This window comes from Paenibacillus dendritiformis (assembly GCF_021654795.1).
In the GTDB taxonomy this organism is placed as follows: Bacteria; Bacillota; Bacilli; order Paenibacillales; family Paenibacillaceae; genus Paenibacillus_B.
On sequence record NZ_AP025344.1, the window covers coordinates 2,758,502 to 2,777,128 of the forward strand.

Here is an 18,627-nt window from a genome sequence, read left to right on the forward strand (position 1 = left end):
GCGAACTCAGATCTATTCTACCAAATGGCGCAAAAATTAGGAAAAATAGGTTTACATTATATTCTGCTTTTGTTATATTTAAGAAGGTAGATCTACCATATATTTCATCAAATACAAATATTTAAGGAGTGATGTGAAATGAAGAAGCTTCTGCTATCGCTGTCCGCGTTAGCTATCCTGGCTACCGCTTCGCCGGCCTATGCTTCTCAGAACCCTGTTCCTAGCGCCTCTGCCGGTCCCGTCGTTCAAGAAGGCCAGCAATTCGTCAAGTATTACGCGCTGCGGCCGAATGAAGTCAGCCCATGGGAAGGAATCTATTTGAAGAAGGGGCAGCAGCTTACCGTTTATGCGCAAGGAAGCTATGCCTATTATTCGGTGTATAGTTCATACTATCATCTCGGCACTTTTTACAATAGCAATGTAGGCAGGATTTTTACGGCGACGGAAGACGGTTATCTGTATTTTCAATTTGCCGCTCCATCTTCGTACACGATGAATCACTTCACGGTTACATACAAAATCAACTGATCGGCGGCAGCGGGCCATCCGAAAATCGATAGCCGCATGCAGCGTGTCAACAAGAACCGTCAAGGCGAGTCAGGGGCGACCTGACTCGCCTCAGACTGTCGACCAAGTCCTGTCGACAGTCTTTTTTATGAAGGGCGAGGCCGGGGATGGCAGAACAGGTTAGGTTAGAGCAAGCTAGTCCGCGCATGAAGCAAGCTAGTCCGCGCATGAAATAAGCTAGTCCCTGTATGAAAGAAGCTAGTCCGTGTATGAAGTAAGCTGATCCCCGTATGAAGTAAGCTAGTCCGCGCATGAAGTAAGCTAGTCTCCGTGTGAAGTAAGCTAGTCCGTGTATGAAGTAAGCTGATCCCCGTATGAAGTAAGCTAGTCCGCGCATGAAGTAAGCTAGTCTCCGTGTGAAGTAAGCTAGTCCGTGTATGAAGTAAGCTGATCCCCGTATGAAGTAAGCTAGTCCGTGCATGAAGTAAGCTAGTCTCCGTGTGAAGTAATCTGGTCCGCGCATGAAGCAAGCTAGTCTCCGTGTGAAGTAAGCTAATCCGTGCATGAAGTAAGCTAGTCCGTGCACGAAGCAAGCTGGTCCCCGTATGAAATTGCTGCACAGGCGCATCATTTTTAACCTCAAGACGCTAAATTCCGAGAAAATCCTGCAAAATTACATTATTTCGCCATTTTGAACGCTATTTATGCCTTGCCGTGTGATAATTGCTGTATTTTTGCAGCAATCTTATTTTCGCAACCTCGTGTCAATGAAAATGCTGTATTTTTGCAGTATTGGTGGAGGCAGGTGACTAGATTGGGGGGAGCTACTGCAGCTTTAGTGGCGTTAGATGACAGGAGCGGCGGTAGCTACTTCAGCTTTAGTAGCGTTGGATGAGTAGAGCGGCGGGATTAACGAAGCGTTTGCCTCTTTGGTGAAGCAGATAAAAAAGCCATCGGCCGCTTATTTATGCGCAGCGGAAAGAAACAGTTGAGCGAGTTTTTGAGGATTTAAAGGAGAAGCATGTATTCGGTGGACGACCTTACGCGGGAGTTTGTCTGCAATCTGGGGCGACTTGACTCTTCTTTTGTTTTTCGGATCTAGAGGCCGGCATCGCCACGAACGCGCTTCCCGTTTCCCTTTCTTTTCCTAGAGGAATAAGATATAATCGTTGGGGTTTCTTTTTTAATACATATAGACTATGAGGAGGGGATAACGGTGAAAATCAGCAGATGGAACACGGTGAAGCGCAGTGTGGCCAGCGGATTGGCCGTCTTGATCGCCATGCTCGGATTCGTCATTCCGGCAAAGGCGAATGAAGGTCCTGCGGCCGTGCCGCAAATCAGCGCGTGGTCGGTTAAAACGCTGAACGAAGGCGAGAAGTACGGCATATTCCCGCTTGCGTGGTATGTTGACGGCACGTTCCAACAGCCGATTACGCAGGAGAAGCTGCAAGCTCTTATCGAAGCGACTTCAGCCAAATTGGATGCGCTCGAATTAAAGAAAACAGGGAAAGTCGCGCTTCCGTCTGGAGCAAAGGAAATTACGAGAAAAACGGTGATTGATGCGGTGTACGGCGTGCTGGCCCAGTACGAGTGGCCGGAGTCGCTGGAGCTCGATATGTCCGATCCGGTGGCGTTTTTGCAGAAGAACGGCATTGTCTATGGAACAGGCAAGGGGCTGGACCTGGATAAGCCAAGCACCGTGGAGCAAGCGTCTGTCATCGCAAGCCGCCTTGTCCAATTCAGTTATGATGCGGTTGGAGGCGGGGCGAAGGGGCTTCTCTGGAAAGCCACGAAGGGCCAAAATACGCTCTATCTTCTAGGGTCGATTCACCTGGGCATTCCGGACATGTATCCGATACAAAAATCGATTAGAGACGCGTTTGAACAGTCGGACACGCTGTGGGTGGAAGTGAATCTGATCGACGCGGGAACCTCGATGCAGTATTTTACCCAACTGATGACGTACAACGACGGCACCCAATTGAAGGATCATGTGTCGCAGCAAACCTATGAGAAGCTGCAAAAGGTGCTGGAGCAGCTGAACATGGCGCAAGATACCTTCGATCCGTTCAAGCCTTGGGCCATCACGAACAATCTCTCGATGGCCAATATGGCAGGTGAATCTGCGGATATGGCACAAGGGGCATCCCTCGGTGTCGATATGTACTTCACCAACTCGGCCTTATTGACAGGCAAGCCGATCCATGAGCTGGAAGGACTCAAGTTCCAGGCGGATCTCTTCAATAATGTGCCGCCTGCGGTGCAGGAGAAGGAATTGAACGAGGTGTTGGATCAGCTCCTGGCGCCGGAGGACAAGGCGGAGGATCCCAGCAAGCTGTTGAAGCAGTGGCAGATGCTGTGGGTCAAGGCCGACCTGGAAAAATTCACGGAGTCCTTCACGGATTCGGACGAAATGGTGAAGAGCGATTCGGCGCAGCGCTTGTTCGGGGAACGGGATAAAAATATGGCCAAGAAGCTGATGGAGCTGCTGGATAAGGAAGGGGCGTCCACGCACTTTGTCGTCGTCGGGGCCGGTCACTTCGTGATCAAAGATATGATTATCGATCAATTAAAAGCGAACGGCTATCAAGTGGAGTTCGTGAAATAGAACAAATTATAAGGTGAGGCTAATCCGCATGTCCATGATGCAGGGTTAGCCTTTTCTTATATCCTGCTTAGTTGTAAGCTTTACCGGTTATTAACATCATGATATAATTTTTTTAGTACGATGTATTAAAAACGGAAAGGGACGACTGCCGGATGCCAAGCAAGATCGTGAGCGAGACGAAGGAAAAGAAAGCGGCTTGGAAGAAAGTTGTGCTGTATGTGCTTGTGTCCATAATGATTCTGATTGGTTCGGGATTTCTGTATGAAGCGATCGCATCCAAGCTGGCGGAACAAGACTTTCCAATGCCGGGCAAGCTCGTCGATGTGGCTTCGGGGGCGTACCAGCTCCATATTCAACGAACGGGTCAAGGCGGTCCTGTCATTCTGCTGGAATCGGGCTCCGGGGGAATCAGCACATTATGGGGAGATATTCCCGCACAGTTGGCGCCGTTCGCCACCGTCGTGGCTTACGACCGGGCAGGCTATGCCTGGAGCGGAAAAGCGGCTACGGAACGCACCGGCGCCAATATTGTGCAAGAATTGCATGAAGCCTTGGACAAGGAGGGAATTCACGGGCCGTATATTCTGGTCGGCCACTCCTTGGGCGGCATGTATGCCCGCTTATTCGCCCAGACGTATCGCGATGAGACGGTTGGCTTGGTGCTGCTCGATGCCCGTCATGAGGATTATGGCCGGGAAGCAGAGCCTATCTACGCCCAAGAACCCCGCCAAGCAATGCCCTCTGCGTTCATGCTAAGCTTACTGAAGCATTCCGGCATCATGAGGCTGTTCCAAGATTCTTTCTTGGAGGGGGTAGCTCCGCCAGAGAAGAGATCGGAGTTCATTAATGTCATCGGGACGGCTGACTATTTCGATGCGGTGGAGGAAGAATTCAGACTAATCGGTCAGACGGAACAGGCCTTGCGAGGGCAGAAGCTGGGCAACCTCCCTGTCCGAATCATCGCCCGGGGCGTGCAGCCGGATCTGACTTCCATCGGTTTTTCTAAGGAAGGCAGCCGGAAGCTCGATGACATTTGGCAAGCTTGCCAGCGGAAAATGCTGAACCTTTCCACGGACAGCAAACTGATTGTCGCTTCGAACAGCGGTCATAATATTAGCGATGACGAACCGGAGCTGGTCGTGCGCGTGATCCGCGAACTGCTGGCATCCGTGCAGGCCCAAGGCTGAGGCTGATTAGCGAGCAAGCCGGAAGGACGGCAGCATGCCGCCTTTCCGGCTTGTTCCGCATTCCTATGGGCAGCGCGGCGGGGAAGCTACAGCTGCAGCGAGATCAGATCACGGGACAGCTTGTTCAGCCGCTCGCAGCCCTTCTCCGTAACCAGAACCATATCCTCGATCATGATGGAGCCCATGCCGTAGCCGTAGTACGGCGTCTCCAGGCAGATGACCATGCCCGGAGCGAAGACGGCTTCCTCCGCCGGGCTCAGGAACGGGGCCTCCTCGGCCGCGAGGCTCAGTCCGGCGCTGTGGCCCAGATGGCCCCGGTTGTAATTCGGCAGGCCGGAGCGTCGAATCACCCGCATCGCCTCGTCAAATGCGCGGCTCATCGGCAGTCCCGGCCCGATCAGCTCCAGCAGCCGGTCATGACCGGCCCGCAGCGCGCCGTAGATGCGAGCCGCCGTGTCCGAAGGCGAGCCGAGCGCGAAGGTGCGGGCTATGTCCGAACCATATCCGTTCACATCGACGCCGACGTCGAATTTGATCACGTCGCCGGGCTCTGCCGGACGGGTGCCGAATAGATGCGCCGGTGCGAACTCCGGCCCGGCGGAAATCATATGGAAGCGGGAAGGCGCTCCATCCGCATGGCTCAGCAGAGCAAGCCGGAACGCCTGCGCAATGTCGGCCGCCGAGCTGCCGGTCCGGATTTCCTTAATCGTCTCCGCGATGCCGATCTCGGCGTAAGCGCAGCTCCGGCGAAGCTGCTCGATTTCCCAAGGCGTCTTGCGCGCACGCAGCTCGGTCAGCAGCGCTCCGGCTTCCGTCAGCTCCAGGGCTGGCACAGCTTGGCGCAGCGCGTTTACGGCAGGATATCGCATCGCGCTCAGCTCGACAGCCACCTTGCCGCTGTGAATTCCGCAGTCCGCCAGCACCTCCCGGAGCAGTCCGAACATTTCCTCGACTTGATGGTTGACGGGCCGCCGCCCTTCGTACCGATCGCCGCGCAGCCCGAGCGGATCGTCGACGTCCACCCAGGTCGGGTAGGTCCGCAGCTCGCATTGGGGCAGATCGTCCGGCACGCCCGCGGCCTCGAACTCATTCATGATGATCACCGTGCGGCGGGACGGATCGCGGAACATCACCGCGAGCGCGACTTCGTTCATGCGCAACGTATACATGAATGTGCTCGGATGACCGGACAAATAGTAGAAATTCTCGCAGCTTGAAGCCACGATCGCTTCCACATTTTCCCGTTCCATTATCCATCGCGCCCGTTCGGCTACATCTTTCAGATGCTCAGTTTTGCTGCCAGCAACCATATTGTCAACTCCTTCAAAGCCGCTCACGCCGCTCATGCTTCCGGCTCACTGCCAAGCTGCCGCAAAAACTTGCGGGCCCGCTCCGTCTGCGGCTGGGTGAAAAATTGCTCAGGCGAGCTTTCCTCCTGGATGCTTCCGTCGCTCATAAAAATAACCCGATTCGCCGCTTCGCGCGCAAATCTCATCTCGTGGGTGACGACAATCATCGTCATCCCTTCCGTGGCAAGCTGCTTCATAACCGCCAGCACCTCACCCGTCAATTCGGGATCGAGCGCCGAGGTCGGCTCATCGAACAGCATGATCTGCGGCTGCATGGCAAGCGCGCGGGCAATGGCTACCCGCTGCTGCTGGCCGCCGGACAGCCGGGAAGGATGTTCATTCTTTTTGTCTGACAAGCCGACCTTGGCTAGCAGCGACTCGCCAATTTCGACCGCCTCCGCTTGGTTCATTTTTTTCACGATCATAGGGGCCATCGTGACGTTCTCCAGGACGGTCATATGGGGGAACAAATTGAACGATTGGAACACCATCCCGGTTAGCGTGCGGATCTGCCGCACCGCTTCCTTCTTGGCGGCTTCGCTCATGGAAGCGTTCCAGGCCGCGTCGCCCACCCGGATCGATCCCGCATCCGGCACCTCCAGCCCGTTCAAGCAGCGCAGCAGCGTGCTCTTGCCGGAACCGCTCGGCCCGACGAGGACTACGATTTCCCCGGAATCAATATGCAGGTTGATGTTTTCGAATACGGTCAACTCGCCGAACCGTTTGCCGAGATTGTTTACTTCAATCATATACATGTGCATCACACGTCCTTAATAGGCTTTGGACAACCGCGTCTCGATGCGGTTCAGAATATAGGAGAAAAATACGCTCATTACCCAATACATGAGCGCGATCGCCACATAAAAAGGCATGGCGACATAATACTGCGCGATAAGCAGTTGGGCGGAGCGCAGCAGCTCGGTCACGGTGACGATGGAGACGAGCGACGTCTCCTTCAGCATCCCGATGAACGTGTTGCCGAGGGGCGGGATCGCCACCCGCGCCGCTTGCGGCAGCACGACGCGCCGCATCGTCTGCCAAGGCGACAAGCCCAGGGATTGAGCGGCTTCCGTCTGCCCGCCGGGCACGGATAGAATCGCGCCGCGGAGCGTCTCGGACAAGTACGCGCCGATGTTGATACTCAGGGAGATGAAGGCCGCGGTCAGCGGCCCCAGCGTGATTCCGAAATCGGGCAAGCCGTAATAGATAATGAAAATCTGCACCAGGATCGGCGTGCCCCGAATAAGGGACACATATCCTGTGGCAAGAGCACGGATGAGCCGGTTTCCTTTCAAGCGGGCAATGGCGACGATGATCCCGATAATGAGCCCGAAAAACATGGAGACGATCGTGATCAGCAAGGTATAGTACGCGCCTGTTAATAGAAATTGGAAATTACTAAAGACCAGCTCCATTATCTGTATCCTCCTGGCTCTTGCTCATTAGAAGTTCGGATCGACATCGAACCACTTATGGAAGATTTCCGTGAACGTGCCGTCGGCTTTCATCTCGGCGAGCGCTTGATTGATCGCATCGAGCAGCTCTGGATTGTTTTTGCGGATCGCGATTCCGGCAAAATCCTCTTTAATCGGCTCGCCGACCGCTTTCACCTTGAACTGGTTTTTCTCGATAAGCGGCTTGATGGCGAACACGTTATTGATCGTCGCGTCGATGCGGCCGACGTCCAGGTCTTTCAGCGAGGTGATGACATCGTTATATGTGGAGATCTCGAACGTGCCGACCTTCGGCATCGCGACGTCGCGCAAATATTTCTCGTCATTCGTCCCGAGCCCGACGCCGATCTTTTTGTCTTTGAAATCTTCGATCTTCTGAATCGTCTCGTTGTCGCTCTTGACGATGACGTTGACGGCGTTCTTCACGTAAGGCGTGGAGAAATCCATCATCTTTTGGCGCTCCTCGGTAATCGTCACTTGGCTGACCAGCGCATCGTATTTATCCTTCTGCAGTCCTTCAATCAGTCCGGAAAATTCACCCGTAATAAATTCCGCTTCGACGCCGAGACGCTTCGCCACTTCTTTGGCGACATCCGCATCGAAGCCGTCGACCTCGTGCTTGTCGTTCAGGAAATTGTATGGGGCATAGGTGCCCATAAGCCCGACTTTGATTTTGCCGGACTTCTTGATCTGATCGAGCGCGTTCGCGTCCTGGGCCGGCTTGCTTCCGCATGCGGCGAGAGCGACAGAGAGTACCGTGAGCAGCAGCGCGGCTTTTGCGAATTTTTGTAGTTTGACAGACATGATGATAGCCTCCTTATAGGTCTTCCTATAACAAAAATGGGTTATCCGAGCAGCCCCCGGAATTCGAATTTGGCGGTTTCTTCGGCGATTTCCGCTGGGGAATAGGCGGATCTGAAATCGACCTCGTGCATCGGCCCGAACAGCCATTTGGACAGGACTCCCGTAATCAAGCAGACGAGAATGCTTGCCCGCAGCGGCAGATCATGCGTACGGGGAAGCATGCCCAGCTCTACCGCCCGCAGCATGTTGTTTTTGAACGCCTCCTCGAACGTTATCCACGTTTGCGAGACCGCTTCCCGCACCGGAGGATCTGCGCCTTGGCCTTTGATCAGCAGGAAAGCCATCAGCTCCCGGTTCCGGTCGGCGAAGGCGAACAACTCCGTGAGCAGCCGGGCGGAAGAACGGACCATATCATCTGCCGTGCCTGCATGCTTGCGGTACCCTTGTTCGATGACATGAATCAGTTTCTCTTTTCCGTCTTCGATTAATTCCAGGACGAGCTGTTCCTTGCTTTGAAAATACCAATAGAACGTTCCCTGCGACACTCCTGCGGCTTTGACCACATCGGAAATTTTCGTGCTGTGATAGCCCTTGCAGGCAAACAACTCCAGGGCGGCGCCCATCAATTGATGACGGCGGTCCTGATCTTGAATCGGTCCGGCAGCCAGCTTCCATCGCCCCTTTCCGCTCAACTGACGAGTCAGTTAATGATAATTCCGATGGGATTACTATATTTTAAAATTGAGTTGGTGTCAAGCTATATTTTTGAAAGTGCCTCACAATTTTTCGGAAACCTTGATTGTTGACGGGAGAGAGGATATGATGGAAAACATAGAAAACAAAACGGTTTATATGTTTTCCGAAGATGAGTTGAAGGAGAGAGCCGCATGGGAAAATCGTTAAAGGCCTTGATGCTGATCACGGATATCGGGTTTCTTTTCTATTGGGCAGTCACCTTTTTGGGGTGGATTCCGAAGCAATATCTGTATCAGGATTACAGCAATGAGCTGCTCGTCGCCTGGAACCTGTCCTTTATTCCGTTGGATTTGCTTATTTCCGCTACAGGCCTGATCAGCATTTATTGCTGGACCAGACAGAAAGCGGCCTGGTCAACGCTTTGCTTGATTTCGTTGGTGCTTACCTTTTGTTCCGGCCTGCAAGCGATCGCGTTCTGGGCCATTCGGCTCGATTTCGATCCGGCATGGTGGATCCCGAATCTGTTCCTGATGATCTATCCGCTAATCTTTTTTTCCAAGGTGATGAAAAAGGGGGCTCGCGCAGTATGAAAGAAAGAATTGCGGCAGCGGCTGTGCAGGAGATGAAGTCCCGGGGGTTGAAATTTGCCATCCGCGATGTGACGAGCCGCCTGGGCATCAGCACGAAGACGCTATATCAATATTTTGATTCGAAGGAACACCTCGTCACCTGGATTATTCAGCACTCGATTCAAGAAATGAAGGATACCGAGCGGCGGATCTTGAATGATCCTTCTCTGACTCTGATCCAAAAGCTGAAGCAAGCGCTCATCGTACTTCCAAGCGCCTTCGTTCTCACCGATATCCGCACGCTGGATGAGCTGAAGCGGTCCTATCCGGAGCAGTGGGGGCTGGTCGATGCTTATATTAATGAGGGATGGGACAATATTCGCGAGCTTGTCGACACGGGGATTCAAGCACAGATGATTCGTCCGCTGGATATGGAGCTGTTCATCCGGATCTATGTGGGGGCGGTCTATCAATTGATGGATCCCGGGGGCGCGGACGAGCGTCATTTGCCGCTGGACACAGCCCTGACACGAACAGTTGAGCTGCTCCTGTACGGCATCGTTCTGTCAGAGCCCAGGAATGGACAACGATAGGGTAGAGCGACCCAAGCAGCTATTGCAGGAGGTTTAGGTTTCTCCTGTGACAACTGCTTTCGTTGCTCTCCTGGCCAAGGCTGACGCTGCGATGCAGCACAGGGCTTCTTCGGGCGGGAACCGGTGCGTCATCCAACCCCGAAGCGGGAGAATAATTGCCAGAGGCCGGGACGAGCGAAGCGATGAAGAGCCGCTCTTCTTCCGTGAAGAACGGGCGTCCGCAGCGGCGGAACAAGGTCAAAAATCCCCAGCATGCCCCTTTGTACATCAATGCCGCCCTCAATTCGTCGCGGAAGCCGGCGGGGGAGAGCACATTGCGGTAACGCGCGCTTCGCGCCGGCCTGCCTTCCGTCGCCCGGCTTAAGGTCGCGGTCGAATCGCCCGACAGCACCAATTCATGATAAGGAATATAATCTGACCGAATATAATCGTATTCGAACAAGCGATCATGAATGCGCTCCACTTCCTCATCCATCACGGCTCCCGTGGACAGCAGCGTCCCGGGATCGACGGTCGTGCAGCATGAGGCATCGAAGGGGACCGCCTGCCGCAGCAGCTTCATCAGCGTTCGTCTGTATGTTAGTGAACAGCCTTGGCTCTTGGAGAGCTTCAACAGTTCCGCTCTGATCGCTTCCATGGTCGTATTCATATTCGGCCTCCTCACGCCTCCAATAGGACGGGTTGGCACCACAAATCCCTGCTTTAAGGGATCGTGCTCAACCTGTTTTTTTGATAATTGAAAATGATTCTCATTATGAATGAAAAATGAGGAGTTGGGAAGAGGAGGATGCCGCGCCATTGCGGCGACGCGCATGATCCGGTCCCCTCGGAGCAGATTCCGGAACTGCTCCGCGAGACGGGCTTCGAGCACGCCGCCGCTTAGTTTGGCACCTATCTGATTCAAGCCTGGGCGGCCATCCGGGTACATGAGTGAGGGCAGAAGCAAGCAGGCTATCCCCATGTTGTCCAGGGATAGCCTGCTGTGCCAGAAAGAACAGAGCTGCAGCGTCAACGCGGCGCTCGTCAAGCCTGTGCCGGCGCCAAGCAGATAAGCGGACAGCTTGCGCCAAGCGCCTGCTTCCACGCTTGCAGGGCAGCTTGAAGGTATCGATATAGGTTAGCAATAATATCGGCAGGAATGAAAAAGACGGTTTGCCCGGGTGGACGGCATGGAAGCCGCATGAATATGAATGGATGCGGAACGGCGCGGAGCCCATGCTGCAATATTTTATTTCCAAAAATATGTACGGGAGGTATACTGGAAGGAATAATGGAGAAATGCTCCACAAGGCGGTTCCCGCAACGAGGGTAGATGTCTTTATGCTGGGAACGGAGGAGAACTATGAATATTGGATTCGTTCGGCATTTTAAAGTTGCCAGTCAACCCGATAACCGATGGATGACACCAGAACAATTCAATCAATGGGTAGAGCGCTATAATCATTCCGATGTTCATGCGGGCGCCTTCCTTGATTGTGATTTGAAATGGGATGTTTGCCTCAGCAGCGATTTATACAGAGCGGCGAAGACGGCCCAACTCATTTATGGAGGTCCCGTTATCCTAACCGCGCAGCTCCGAGAGATAGGAATGAGCTGGCCCGGCTCATCCCAACTCAGACTTCACTATTATGCATGGCAAATGATGGCCAGACTGGCTTGGTATCTCTCCCATCCTTCCCAGGAAGAGAGCAGACGAGAAAGCGTAATGCGAGCGAGACAGTTCATTGACCACATCGAAGAGAACTATCGGCAATCCAATGTATTAGTTGTCAGCCATGGGGCCTTCATGAAATGCCTGATTCAAGAGCTGCTTCGCCGGGGCTATAAGGGGAAACGACCATATAAGCCCAAAAACGGAAAACTGTATACATATGTAAAAAAACGATAAATTGGGGGACTATCTCATGAACGAAAAATCTAAGCTGCTCGATCAATTCGGAGCATGGAACCGTTTTGTGCTTCAACTTGCAAATCAGGAATGGCACACGCCCATTGATGAAGGCAAATGGACGATCCATGATATTGTCAGCCATATAATGATGTGGGACAAATACTTCTATGAGGAGGCCATCTATCCTATCGCTAATGGCAAGCCAGTGACGGTGAGCGATCTTGATTTTGATGCGTTTAATCGAGAGGCCGTCGACTATGGAAAAACGCTAGCCAAGGAAGACTTGATCGCCTTGACAACGCGTTGCCGCAATCTGTTGCTGGAGACGATAGCGCGGTTCGATGACGATACGTTCTCGCGTGAATATGCGGAAGGAAAATTTACGGTCAGGACCTATTTGGAGGATTTTATCTGGCATGATCGGCATCATATGGCGCAAATCGAAGAATACAGAAGAAAATCAGGCAACGACTAACACCTAGAAGGAGAGCGGCATGCAGTATTTTAACGAAGCGAATTATTTGTGGCAGACGTTGTGCCGAAACAAGGGCAAGCCGAGACCGTGCAGGGCGAATTCATTCGGGCGATCGAAAAGCAGAGAGGCGAGGCGCAAAGAAACGGCAACATAATCCGAAGCTTCATCGATAGGCAGGCGGTTGAAGGCACGTCATATCAATCCTGGAGGAAGCCATGATGAGGGAGTTCGAAAAGAAGCTTGAGAAGTATGCGGAGCTGGCGGTGAAGGTAGGCGTAAATATTCAACAGGGTCAGATCCTTGTCATCAAAACGGCGCTGGACGCTGCCGAATTGGTTCGCTTGATTGTAAAAAAGGCATACGAGGCCGGGGCGAGCGATGTCGTGGTTCAATGGAGCGACGATGCGGTAGATCGGCTGCGTTTTGAGATGGCGCCGGACGAGACGTTGCAGACGTTCTCCGCTTGGTATGCGAAGGAGCGGGAAGAGTTTGCGGCCAAGGGCGCGGCGTTCATGTCCATCGTCTCCTCCAGTCCGGATTGGCTGCAGGGGATTCATCCGGCACGCATCGCCAGCTTCAACAAGGCCAAGGCGACCGCAATGTATCCGTATAGCCGGTACATCCAGTCGGACAAGGTGAGCTGGACGATGATTGCCGCTCCTTCGCCGGCCTGGGCGGCGAAGGTGTTCCCGGACGTGCCGGAGGAAGAGCAAGTCGGCCGCCTGTGGGAGGCAATTTTCCATGCGGCGCGCGTCGATACGGTTAATCCGGTCGATGCATGGAAGCGGCATGTCGCCACCGTACAGGGCAGAGTGAATGAGTTGAATGAGAAGCGGTACAAAGCGCTCGTTTTTACATCGCCGGGCACGCACTTGACGGTTGAACTGCCGGAACATCACATCTGGATAGGGCTTCAGAGCACGAACGAGCAGGGCATCGCCTTTATCTCAAATATGCCGACGGAGGAGATTTACACGGCCCCGCTCAAAACCGGAGTGAACGGATATGTGTCAAGCACCATGCCCCTTAGCTATGGCGGGACAATCATTGATCGGTTTACCCTCACCTTTGACAAGGGCCGGATTGTGGATGTGAAGGCGGTAGAAGGAGAAGAGATTTTGAACAATCTCATTGCCACGGACGAAGGAGCCCATTATCTCGGGGAAGTGGCCCTTGTTCCAACTGATTCACCGATTTCCCAGTCGAAGGTGCTGTTCTATCATACCTTGTTCGATGAGAATGCTTCGAATCATTTGGCGATCGGAAGTCCATATCCCATCTGCATTGAAGGCGGAAAAACGATGTCCGCGGAGGAACTGGCGGCGGCCGGGTTAAATGCAAGCGTCACGCATGTTGATTTTATGATCGGCTCTGCCGATATGGACATCGATGGCATTAGGGCGGATGGAACGAGAGAACCCATCTTTCGCAGCGGGACTTGGGCGTGACGGCGGCCAAGGGAGCATGCTGCCGACCGATAAGCGAGAAGCCATAGGCCGGATTCTGTCTACTGCGGGATCCGGTCTGTTCCTTTGTCGGAAAGGCGCGGATTCGCACTGTTGCCCGGGAAATTTTTATCTATGTTAGTTCCTGGATAAGTATAATGAATGATGCGAGCGATTGTTCGGCAATATAAGCCCATCATTGTGCAGAGAGAATTTACTTATATCCTAATATAAGTATGCGAAAACATGGTCAACTAAACGTGAATCGCACGGAGGTGATATAAAACGCCATTCTAAGATGAACACGCCTGACTTTCAGCATGCACGCGCCTGACTTTGAGCGAGCCGTCCAAAGGCTCGTTTTTTTGTATATAATTAATGCCATTAACTATCCTTCCGCTGAGGAAAATTCCAACTTTGCGGCCGCCATGGAGCGTGAAATCTATGAATCAATTAATCTCGTTAAACAAATTGAAAATACGCCAGAGGGGCTCTATTTTCTGCGGCGAAAATTGCACTTTTTCGGAGAACGGGTGACTTGTCCCACTCTTGCACGGCTGCCAGGCAGCCCCTTCGCGATAAAAGCATATCCCGCATAATTCCAAAAAAATTGAACACCAATAATGGCCACAGTTGTGGTACGATAGATATGTTTTTTGTCACAGGCCGACATATTTCGTTCCTGCCGGCGAGGACAAAATGGGCTTGCCATTTATCTTAAAATTGGTTATTATTCAATAACGGACTATATATAGTATGGAGAACTCAATACATACACTATATATTGTAACGGCAAGTGGAGTTCCCTGACTAACCAAGATTCTATGTTTCTATCATTCTTCGAAGAGCAAGGAGAAGGAAGCGCCATAATCGGGCACGGTGCATCGGTTCATCGCGTCCATCGGCTTCGGTCTCTTTTCTTTGAGATGTGCTTTTTTTGGTGACTCCAGGCGGCTCTATTTGAAAGATTTCTAGGCGACGGAGGGATCACGTGCTTATCGCGTACGACTCGAAGACTGGCAACGTGAAGCGTTTTGTCGAGAAGCTGGATATGGAGTGTGTTCGCATATCCGCAGATACGAAGCTGGCTGAACCCTTTATTTTGATCACGTACACGACAGGGTTCGGACAAGTGCCTCAATCTACGATGGAATTCCTTGAGGAGCATGGCCATTTGCTGCAAGGGGTCGCTTCCAGCGGCAATATGAACTGGGGCGTCCGGTACGGACTGGCAGCCGATCATATTTCTCGATTATATTCCGTGCCCGTACTGATGAAGTTCGAGCTCAGCGGCACGAAGAAGGATGTAGCACAATTTACTCGGGAGGTCCAGTACTTTGATACCAAAATGGATACAGCTTAACAACGAAATTATGGTCCAGAAGGACGGAAAGTTCCAATTTGACAAAGATCGGGAGGCGGCGAAAAGCTATTTCATCGACTATGTCAATCAAAATACAGTATTCTTCCATAATCTTGAGGAAAAGATTCATTATCTGGTAGAGAACGACTACTATGAAAAGGAACTGTTCGATCAGTACGAATTCAAGGATGTCAAGCGGCTCTACGAATATTTATACGCGAAAAAGTTCCGCTTCCCGTCGTTCATGAGCGCGTTCAAGTTCTATAACAACTACGCCATGAAGACCAATGACGATACGAAATTCCTGGAGCGCTACGAGGACCGCCTGGCCGTCGTCTCCCTGTTCCTGGCGAGCGGGGATATCGACAAGGCGTTCGAGTATGCCGAGTTGCTGATTTCTCAAGAGTATCAGCCGGCGACGCCGACCTTCCTGAATGCCGGCAAGAAGCGGAGAGGGGAACTGGTCAGCTGCTTCCTGCTCGAGGTGGACGATTCGATGAACTCGATCGGATTCTCGATCAACTCGGCGCTGCAGCTGAGCAAGATTGGCGGCGGCGTGAGCCTGAATTTGAGCAAAATCCGCGGCGCCGGCGAGCAAATCAAAGGGCTGGACGGCAAAGCAAGCGGCGTCCTGCCGGTCATGAAGCTGTTTGAGGATGCATTCTCCTACGCGAACCAATTGGGTCAGCGCGACGGCAGCGGCGTCGTCTACTTGAACGTCTTCCATTCCGACATCCATGAATTCCTCGACACGAAGAAGATCAACAGCGACGAGAAAATTCGGATGAAGACGTTATCGCTTGGCGTAGTCGCGCCGAATAAGTTTTTCGAGCTGGTGGAGCAGGACAAGGATATGTACTTGTTCTACCCGTATACCGTGTACAAGGAGTACGGCAAACATCTGGACGACATGGACATCAGCGAGATGTACGACGAGCTTGTCGACAATCCGAATGTCCGGAAAAAGAAGATTGTCGCGCGCGACCTGATTTTGAAGATTGCGCAGATTCAGATGGAGTCGGGCTATCCTTACATTATGTTCGTGGACAATACGAATGAATACCATGCGCTCAAAGAAATCGGACGCGTCAAGTTCTCGAACTTGTGCAGCGAGATTGCGCAGCTGAGCGAAGTGTCCACGATCAACGACTACGGCGTAGAGGACGAGATCCATCGCGATATTTCCTGCAACCTCGGCTCGTTGAATATTGTTAACGTCATGAAAAATAAACGGATGCGCGATACGGTTCACCGCGCGATGGATGCGTTGACCGAGGTGAGCGACCGCAGCAATATCAGCATTGTGCCTTCGGTGGCCAAGGCGAACCGCGAGCTCCATTCCGTCGGCTTGGGCGCGATGAACCTGCACGGCTTTTTGGCGAAGAACAGGATCGCCTATGAATCGAAGGAAGCGAGAGACTTCGTTCGCACCTTCTTCATGATGGTGAATTTCTATTCCCTGGAGCGTTCGATGCTGATCGCGCAGGAGCGCGGCGTGACGTTCAAAGACTTCGAGAAGAGCGAGTACGCAAGCGGCGCATACTTCGACCGTTATCTGAATACGGACTTCAGTCCGAAGACGGAGCGGGTGCAGCAGCTGTTCGAAGGGCATGCGATTCCGACCCTCGAGGATTGGGCCCGCTTGAAGGAGCAGGTGATGGAGCATGGCTTGTATCATGCGTACCGCCTGGCGATCGCGCCTACCGGCTCGATCTCGTACCTGCAGTCCTCGACGGCGTCCATCGCGCCGATTACGCAGCGCATCGAAGAGCGCGAATACGGCGATTCCAAGACGATCTACCCGATGCCGTACATTAGCGATGAGAACTACTTCTATTACAAAGAAGCTTACGATATGGATATGTTCAACCTGATCGACCTGGTTGCGGACGTGCAGGTCCACGTCGACCAAGCCATTTCGACCGTCTTGTTCGTGAAGGATGATCTGACGACCCGCGATCTGGCGAAGTACTATATCTACGCGCAGAAGAAGGGGCTCAAGACACTCTACTATACCCGGACGAAAAAGAAAACAATCGACGAGTGCGTGAGCTGCGTCGTCTAAGTTGAATACGTCGTATCACTCGTAGCCTAGCCTTTTTAGTAGCAGAAGTTGCAGATGTAGAAGGAGAATTCGTCGATGAAAAATTTTGAAGCAGTGAACTGGAACCGACCCGAATCGGATTATATGGAAATGCTGTGGACGCAAAATACGTCCCAGTTCTGGCTGGATACCGAGATTCCGATCTCGAAGGACCTGAAGTCGTGGACCAAAATGACGGAAGACGAGAAGCTCGCCTATATGCATGTGCTTGGCGGCCTCACGCTGTTGGATACGGAGCAGGGGAATGTGGGGATGCCAGTCATTGCCCAACATGTCGAAGGCAAGCAGAAAAAAGCGATTCTGATCTTCCAGGCCGCGATGGAAGAGATTCATGCGAAGAGCTACAGCACGATCTTTACGACCGTGGCCAGCACGGCCATGATCGACGAGACGTTCGACTGGGTGAAGGAGAACAAGCATCTGCAGAAGAAGACCGCGATCATCGATGGTCTGTACAAAGGCATTCAAGACAATGATCCGGTCAGCCTGTACAAGGCCATGGTCGCCTCCGTCTTTCTGGAGAGCTTCTTGTTCTACTCCGGCTTCTTCTATCCGCTGTACTTGGCCGGACAAGGCAAAATGGTCGCCAGCGGGGAGATCATCAAGCTGATCATCCGGGACGAAAGTGTTCACGGCGTCTTCGTAGGCTTGCTGGCGCAAGAAATCTACAACAAGCAGAGCGCGGCCATGCAGCAGGAGCTGTCCCGGTTTGTGCAAGATCTGCTGATAGAGCTGTATGAGAACGAGCTGGAGTATACGGAGCATCTGTACGATGCGATCGGACTTACGCATGAAGTGAAGAAGTATATTCGCTATAACGCCAACAAAGCGCTCATGAACCTTGGCTTTGAGCCACACTTCCCGGAAGAGGAAGTCAACCCGGTCGTGCTGAACGGCATTCGCACCGAGACGAGCACGCATGATTTCTTCTCGACGAAGGGCAGCGGGTACCAGAAGGGGAAAGTGGAGCCTTTGCAGGACAAAGACTTTGCGATGCTGAACGATCGCGTGAAGCAATCGGAGATATTCTAACGAACATATGTGTTTGTGGCACCCTTCAGCACGGGCAACGGACGAAGCCGCCGGCTTCTTCGCAGCCTGCTGGGGGTGTTTTTTGATACCGTGCCGCGGACAGCTGCCTGGGCCGCACGATGACTGCGCCCGTGCGGCCTGCAGTGTACGAGAAGCGCGATGACTGCGCCCGTGCGGCTTGCAGAGTACGAGAAGCGGGCTGACTGCGCCCGTGCGGCTTGCAGAGTACGAGAAGCGGGCTGACTGCGCCCGTGCGGCTTGCAGAGTACGAGAAGCGGGCTGACTGCGCCCGTGTGGCCTGCAGTGTACGAGAAGCGAGATGACTGCGCCCGTGCGGCTTGCAGAGTACGAGAAGCGGGCTGACTGTGCCCGTGCGGCTTGCAGAGTACGAGAAGCGGGCTGACTGTGCCCGTGCGGCTTGCAGAGTACGAGAAGCGGGATGACTGCGCCCGTGCGGCTTGCAGAGTACGAGAAGCGGGCTGACTGCGCCCGTGTGGCCTGCAGTGTACGAGAAGCGCGACGACTGCGCCCGTGTGGCCTGCAGAGT

The 18,627-nt window shown here is 53.1% G+C and carries 17 protein-coding genes; 11 read left to right on the plus strand and 6 right to left on the minus strand.

Features of this window, described 5'->3' with window-relative positions; genetic code table 11:
• Positions 1–138: 138 nt before the first annotated feature.
• The 3 genes from L6439_RS12140 to L6439_RS12150 all read left to right on the plus strand — a co-directional run bounded on the left by L6439_RS12140 (position 139) and on the right by L6439_RS12150 (position 4,305).
• The gene (locus L6439_RS12140) at positions 139–528 is read left to right on the plus strand and encodes a hypothetical protein (protein WP_168182962.1); all 390 of its coding nucleotides are present in this window, start codon (positions 139–141) and stop codon (positions 526–528) included.
• A 1,195-nt stretch (positions 529–1,723) separates the two neighbouring features.
• Positions 1,724–3,118: a TraB/GumN family protein gene (locus L6439_RS12145; RefSeq protein WP_237096837.1), complete on the plus strand. Its 1,395-nt coding sequence runs from the start codon at positions 1,724–1,726 to the stop codon at positions 3,116–3,118.
• A gap of 152 nt (positions 3,119–3,270) precedes the next feature.
• Positions 3,271–4,305, plus strand: a complete 1,035-nt coding sequence (locus L6439_RS12150) for an alpha/beta fold hydrolase (protein ID WP_213471197.1) — start codon at positions 3,271–3,273, stop codon at positions 4,303–4,305.
• An 86-nt stretch (positions 4,306–4,391) separates the two neighbouring features.
• On the opposite strand, the gene L6439_RS12155 is transcribed toward L6439_RS12150, so the two are convergent.
• Genes L6439_RS12155 through L6439_RS12175 form a run of 5 tightly spaced genes read right to left on the minus strand, consistent with a single transcriptional unit; the run spans position 4,392 to position 8,535 of the window.
• A complete protein-coding gene (locus L6439_RS12155; protein WP_213471196.1) occupies positions 4,392–5,615 on the minus strand; it encodes a M24 family metallopeptidase in 1,224 nt (407 codons plus the stop codon).
• A 32-nt stretch (positions 5,616–5,647) separates the two neighbouring features.
• Positions 5,648–6,403 carry an amino acid ABC transporter ATP-binding protein gene (locus tag L6439_RS12160; RefSeq protein WP_213471231.1) on the minus strand — a complete coding sequence of 252 codons (756 nt, stop codon included), beginning with the start codon at positions 6,401–6,403 and terminating at the stop codon, positions 5,648–5,650.
• 21 nt (positions 6,404–6,424) lie between these two features.
• Positions 6,425–7,069 (minus strand): amino acid ABC transporter permease, encoded by a 645-nt coding sequence (locus L6439_RS12165; protein ID WP_213471195.1) that lies wholly within the window; start codon positions 7,067–7,069, stop codon positions 6,425–6,427.
• Positions 7,070–7,096: 27 nt separating this feature from the next.
• Positions 7,097–7,912 carry a transporter substrate-binding domain-containing protein gene (locus L6439_RS12170; RefSeq protein WP_213471194.1) on the minus strand — a complete coding sequence of 272 codons (816 nt, stop codon included), beginning with the start codon at positions 7,910–7,912 and terminating at the stop codon, positions 7,097–7,099.
• A gap of 41 nt (positions 7,913–7,953) precedes the next feature.
• A complete protein-coding gene (locus L6439_RS12175; protein WP_172879139.1) occupies positions 7,954–8,535 on the minus strand; it encodes a TetR/AcrR family transcriptional regulator in 582 nt (193 codons plus the stop codon).
• A 264-nt stretch (positions 8,536–8,799) separates the two neighbouring features.
• Here L6439_RS12175 and L6439_RS12180 point away from each other — a divergent pair, with 264 nt between their 5' ends.
• Positions 8,800–9,198, plus strand: coding sequence for a YvaD family protein (locus L6439_RS12180; RefSeq protein ID WP_168178220.1), 399 nt, complete (start codon positions 8,800–8,802; stop codon positions 9,196–9,198).
• Positions 9,195–9,770 (plus strand): TetR/AcrR family transcriptional regulator, encoded by a 576-nt coding sequence (locus tag L6439_RS12185; RefSeq protein WP_213471193.1) that lies wholly within the window; start codon positions 9,195–9,197, stop codon positions 9,768–9,770. Before L6439_RS12180 ends, L6439_RS12185 begins: the two co-directional genes overlap by 4 nt.
• Before the next feature lie 19 nt (positions 9,771–9,789).
• Here L6439_RS12185 and L6439_RS12190 read toward each other — a convergent pair whose 3' ends face one another.
• Positions 9,790–10,419, minus strand: a complete 630-nt coding sequence (locus L6439_RS12190) for a hypothetical protein (protein WP_213471192.1) — start codon at positions 10,417–10,419, stop codon at positions 9,790–9,792.
• Between the two features lie 693 nt (positions 10,420–11,112).
• On the opposite strand from L6439_RS12190, the gene L6439_RS12195 reads away from it, so the two are divergent.
• The 6 genes from L6439_RS12195 to nrdF all read left to right on the plus strand — a co-directional run bounded on the left by L6439_RS12195 (position 11,113) and on the right by nrdF (position 18,080).
• A complete protein-coding gene (locus L6439_RS12195) occupies positions 11,113–11,658 on the plus strand; it encodes a histidine phosphatase family protein (protein ID WP_213471191.1) in 546 nt (181 codons plus the stop codon).
• 16 nt (positions 11,659–11,674) lie between these two features.
• The gene (locus tag L6439_RS12200; protein WP_213471190.1) at positions 11,675–12,136 is read left to right on the plus strand and encodes a DinB family protein; all 462 of its coding nucleotides are present in this window, start codon (positions 11,675–11,677) and stop codon (positions 12,134–12,136) included.
• 218 nt (positions 12,137–12,354) lie between these two features.
• Complete coding sequence (locus tag L6439_RS12205) at positions 12,355–13,584, plus strand: aminopeptidase (protein WP_213471189.1); 1,230 nt, start codon at positions 12,355–12,357, stop codon at positions 13,582–13,584.
• A gap of 988 nt (positions 13,585–14,572) precedes the next feature.
• Positions 14,573–14,944 (plus strand): class Ib ribonucleoside-diphosphate reductase assembly flavoprotein NrdI, encoded by a 372-nt coding sequence (gene nrdI / locus L6439_RS12210; RefSeq protein WP_168178227.1) that lies wholly within the window; start codon positions 14,573–14,575, stop codon positions 14,942–14,944.
• Between the two features lie 10 nt (positions 14,945–14,954).
• Positions 14,955–17,009: a class 1b ribonucleoside-diphosphate reductase subunit alpha gene (gene nrdE, locus L6439_RS12215; RefSeq protein ID WP_237096909.1), complete on the plus strand. Its 2,055-nt coding sequence runs from the start codon at positions 14,955–14,957 to the stop codon at positions 17,007–17,009.
• A 75-nt stretch (positions 17,010–17,084) separates the two neighbouring features.
• Positions 17,085–18,080: a class 1b ribonucleoside-diphosphate reductase subunit beta gene (nrdF, locus tag L6439_RS12220; RefSeq protein ID WP_168178229.1), complete on the plus strand. Its 996-nt coding sequence runs from the start codon at positions 17,085–17,087 to the stop codon at positions 18,078–18,080.
• The last annotated feature ends 547 nt before the right edge of the window (positions 18,081–18,627 follow it).

What these genes read in the sequence shown, in the direction of transcription:
- L6439_RS12140 (WP_168182962.1), top strand. Translation starts at nt 139, where the DNA reads ATGAAGAAGCTTCTGCTATCGCTGTCCGCGTTAGCTATCCTGGCTACC.
- L6439_RS12150 (WP_213471197.1), top strand. Translation starts at nt 3,271, where the DNA reads ATGCCAAGCAAGATCGTGAGCGAGACGAAGGAAAAGAAAGCGGCTTGG.
- L6439_RS12155 (WP_213471196.1), bottom strand. Translation starts at nt 5,615, where the DNA reads ATGGTTGCTGGCAGCAAAACTGAGCATCTGAAAGATGTAGCCGAACGG.
- L6439_RS12160 (WP_213471231.1), bottom strand. Translation starts at nt 6,403, where the DNA reads ATGATTGAAGTAAACAATCTCGGCAAACGGTTCGGCGAGTTGACCGTA.
- L6439_RS12165 (WP_213471195.1), bottom strand. Translation starts at nt 7,069, where the DNA reads ATGGAGCTGGTCTTTAGTAATTTCCAATTTCTATTAACAGGCGCGTAC.
- L6439_RS12170 (WP_213471194.1), bottom strand. Translation starts at nt 7,912, where the DNA reads ATGTCTGTCAAACTACAAAAATTCGCAAAAGCCGCGCTGCTGCTCACG.
- L6439_RS12175 (WP_172879139.1), bottom strand. Translation starts at nt 8,535, where the DNA reads ATGGGCGCCGCCCTGGAGTTGTTTGCCTGCAAGGGCTATCACAGCACG.
- L6439_RS12180 (WP_168178220.1), top strand. Translation starts at nt 8,800, where the DNA reads ATGGGAAAATCGTTAAAGGCCTTGATGCTGATCACGGATATCGGGTTT.
- L6439_RS12185 (WP_213471193.1), top strand. Translation starts at nt 9,195, where the DNA reads ATGAAAGAAAGAATTGCGGCAGCGGCTGTGCAGGAGATGAAGTCCCGG.
- L6439_RS12190 (WP_213471192.1), bottom strand. Translation starts at nt 10,419, where the DNA reads ATGAATACGACCATGGAAGCGATCAGAGCGGAACTGTTGAAGCTCTCC.
- L6439_RS12195 (WP_213471191.1), top strand. Translation starts at nt 11,113, where the DNA reads ATGAATATTGGATTCGTTCGGCATTTTAAAGTTGCCAGTCAACCCGAT.
- L6439_RS12200 (WP_213471190.1), top strand. Translation starts at nt 11,675, where the DNA reads ATGAACGAAAAATCTAAGCTGCTCGATCAATTCGGAGCATGGAACCGT.
- L6439_RS12205 (WP_213471189.1), top strand. Translation starts at nt 12,355, where the DNA reads ATGAGGGAGTTCGAAAAGAAGCTTGAGAAGTATGCGGAGCTGGCGGTG.
- nrdE (WP_237096909.1), top strand. Translation starts at nt 14,955, where the DNA reads ATGGTCCAGAAGGACGGAAAGTTCCAATTTGACAAAGATCGGGAGGCG.
- nrdF (WP_168178229.1), top strand. Translation starts at nt 17,085, where the DNA reads ATGAAAAATTTTGAAGCAGTGAACTGGAACCGACCCGAATCGGATTAT.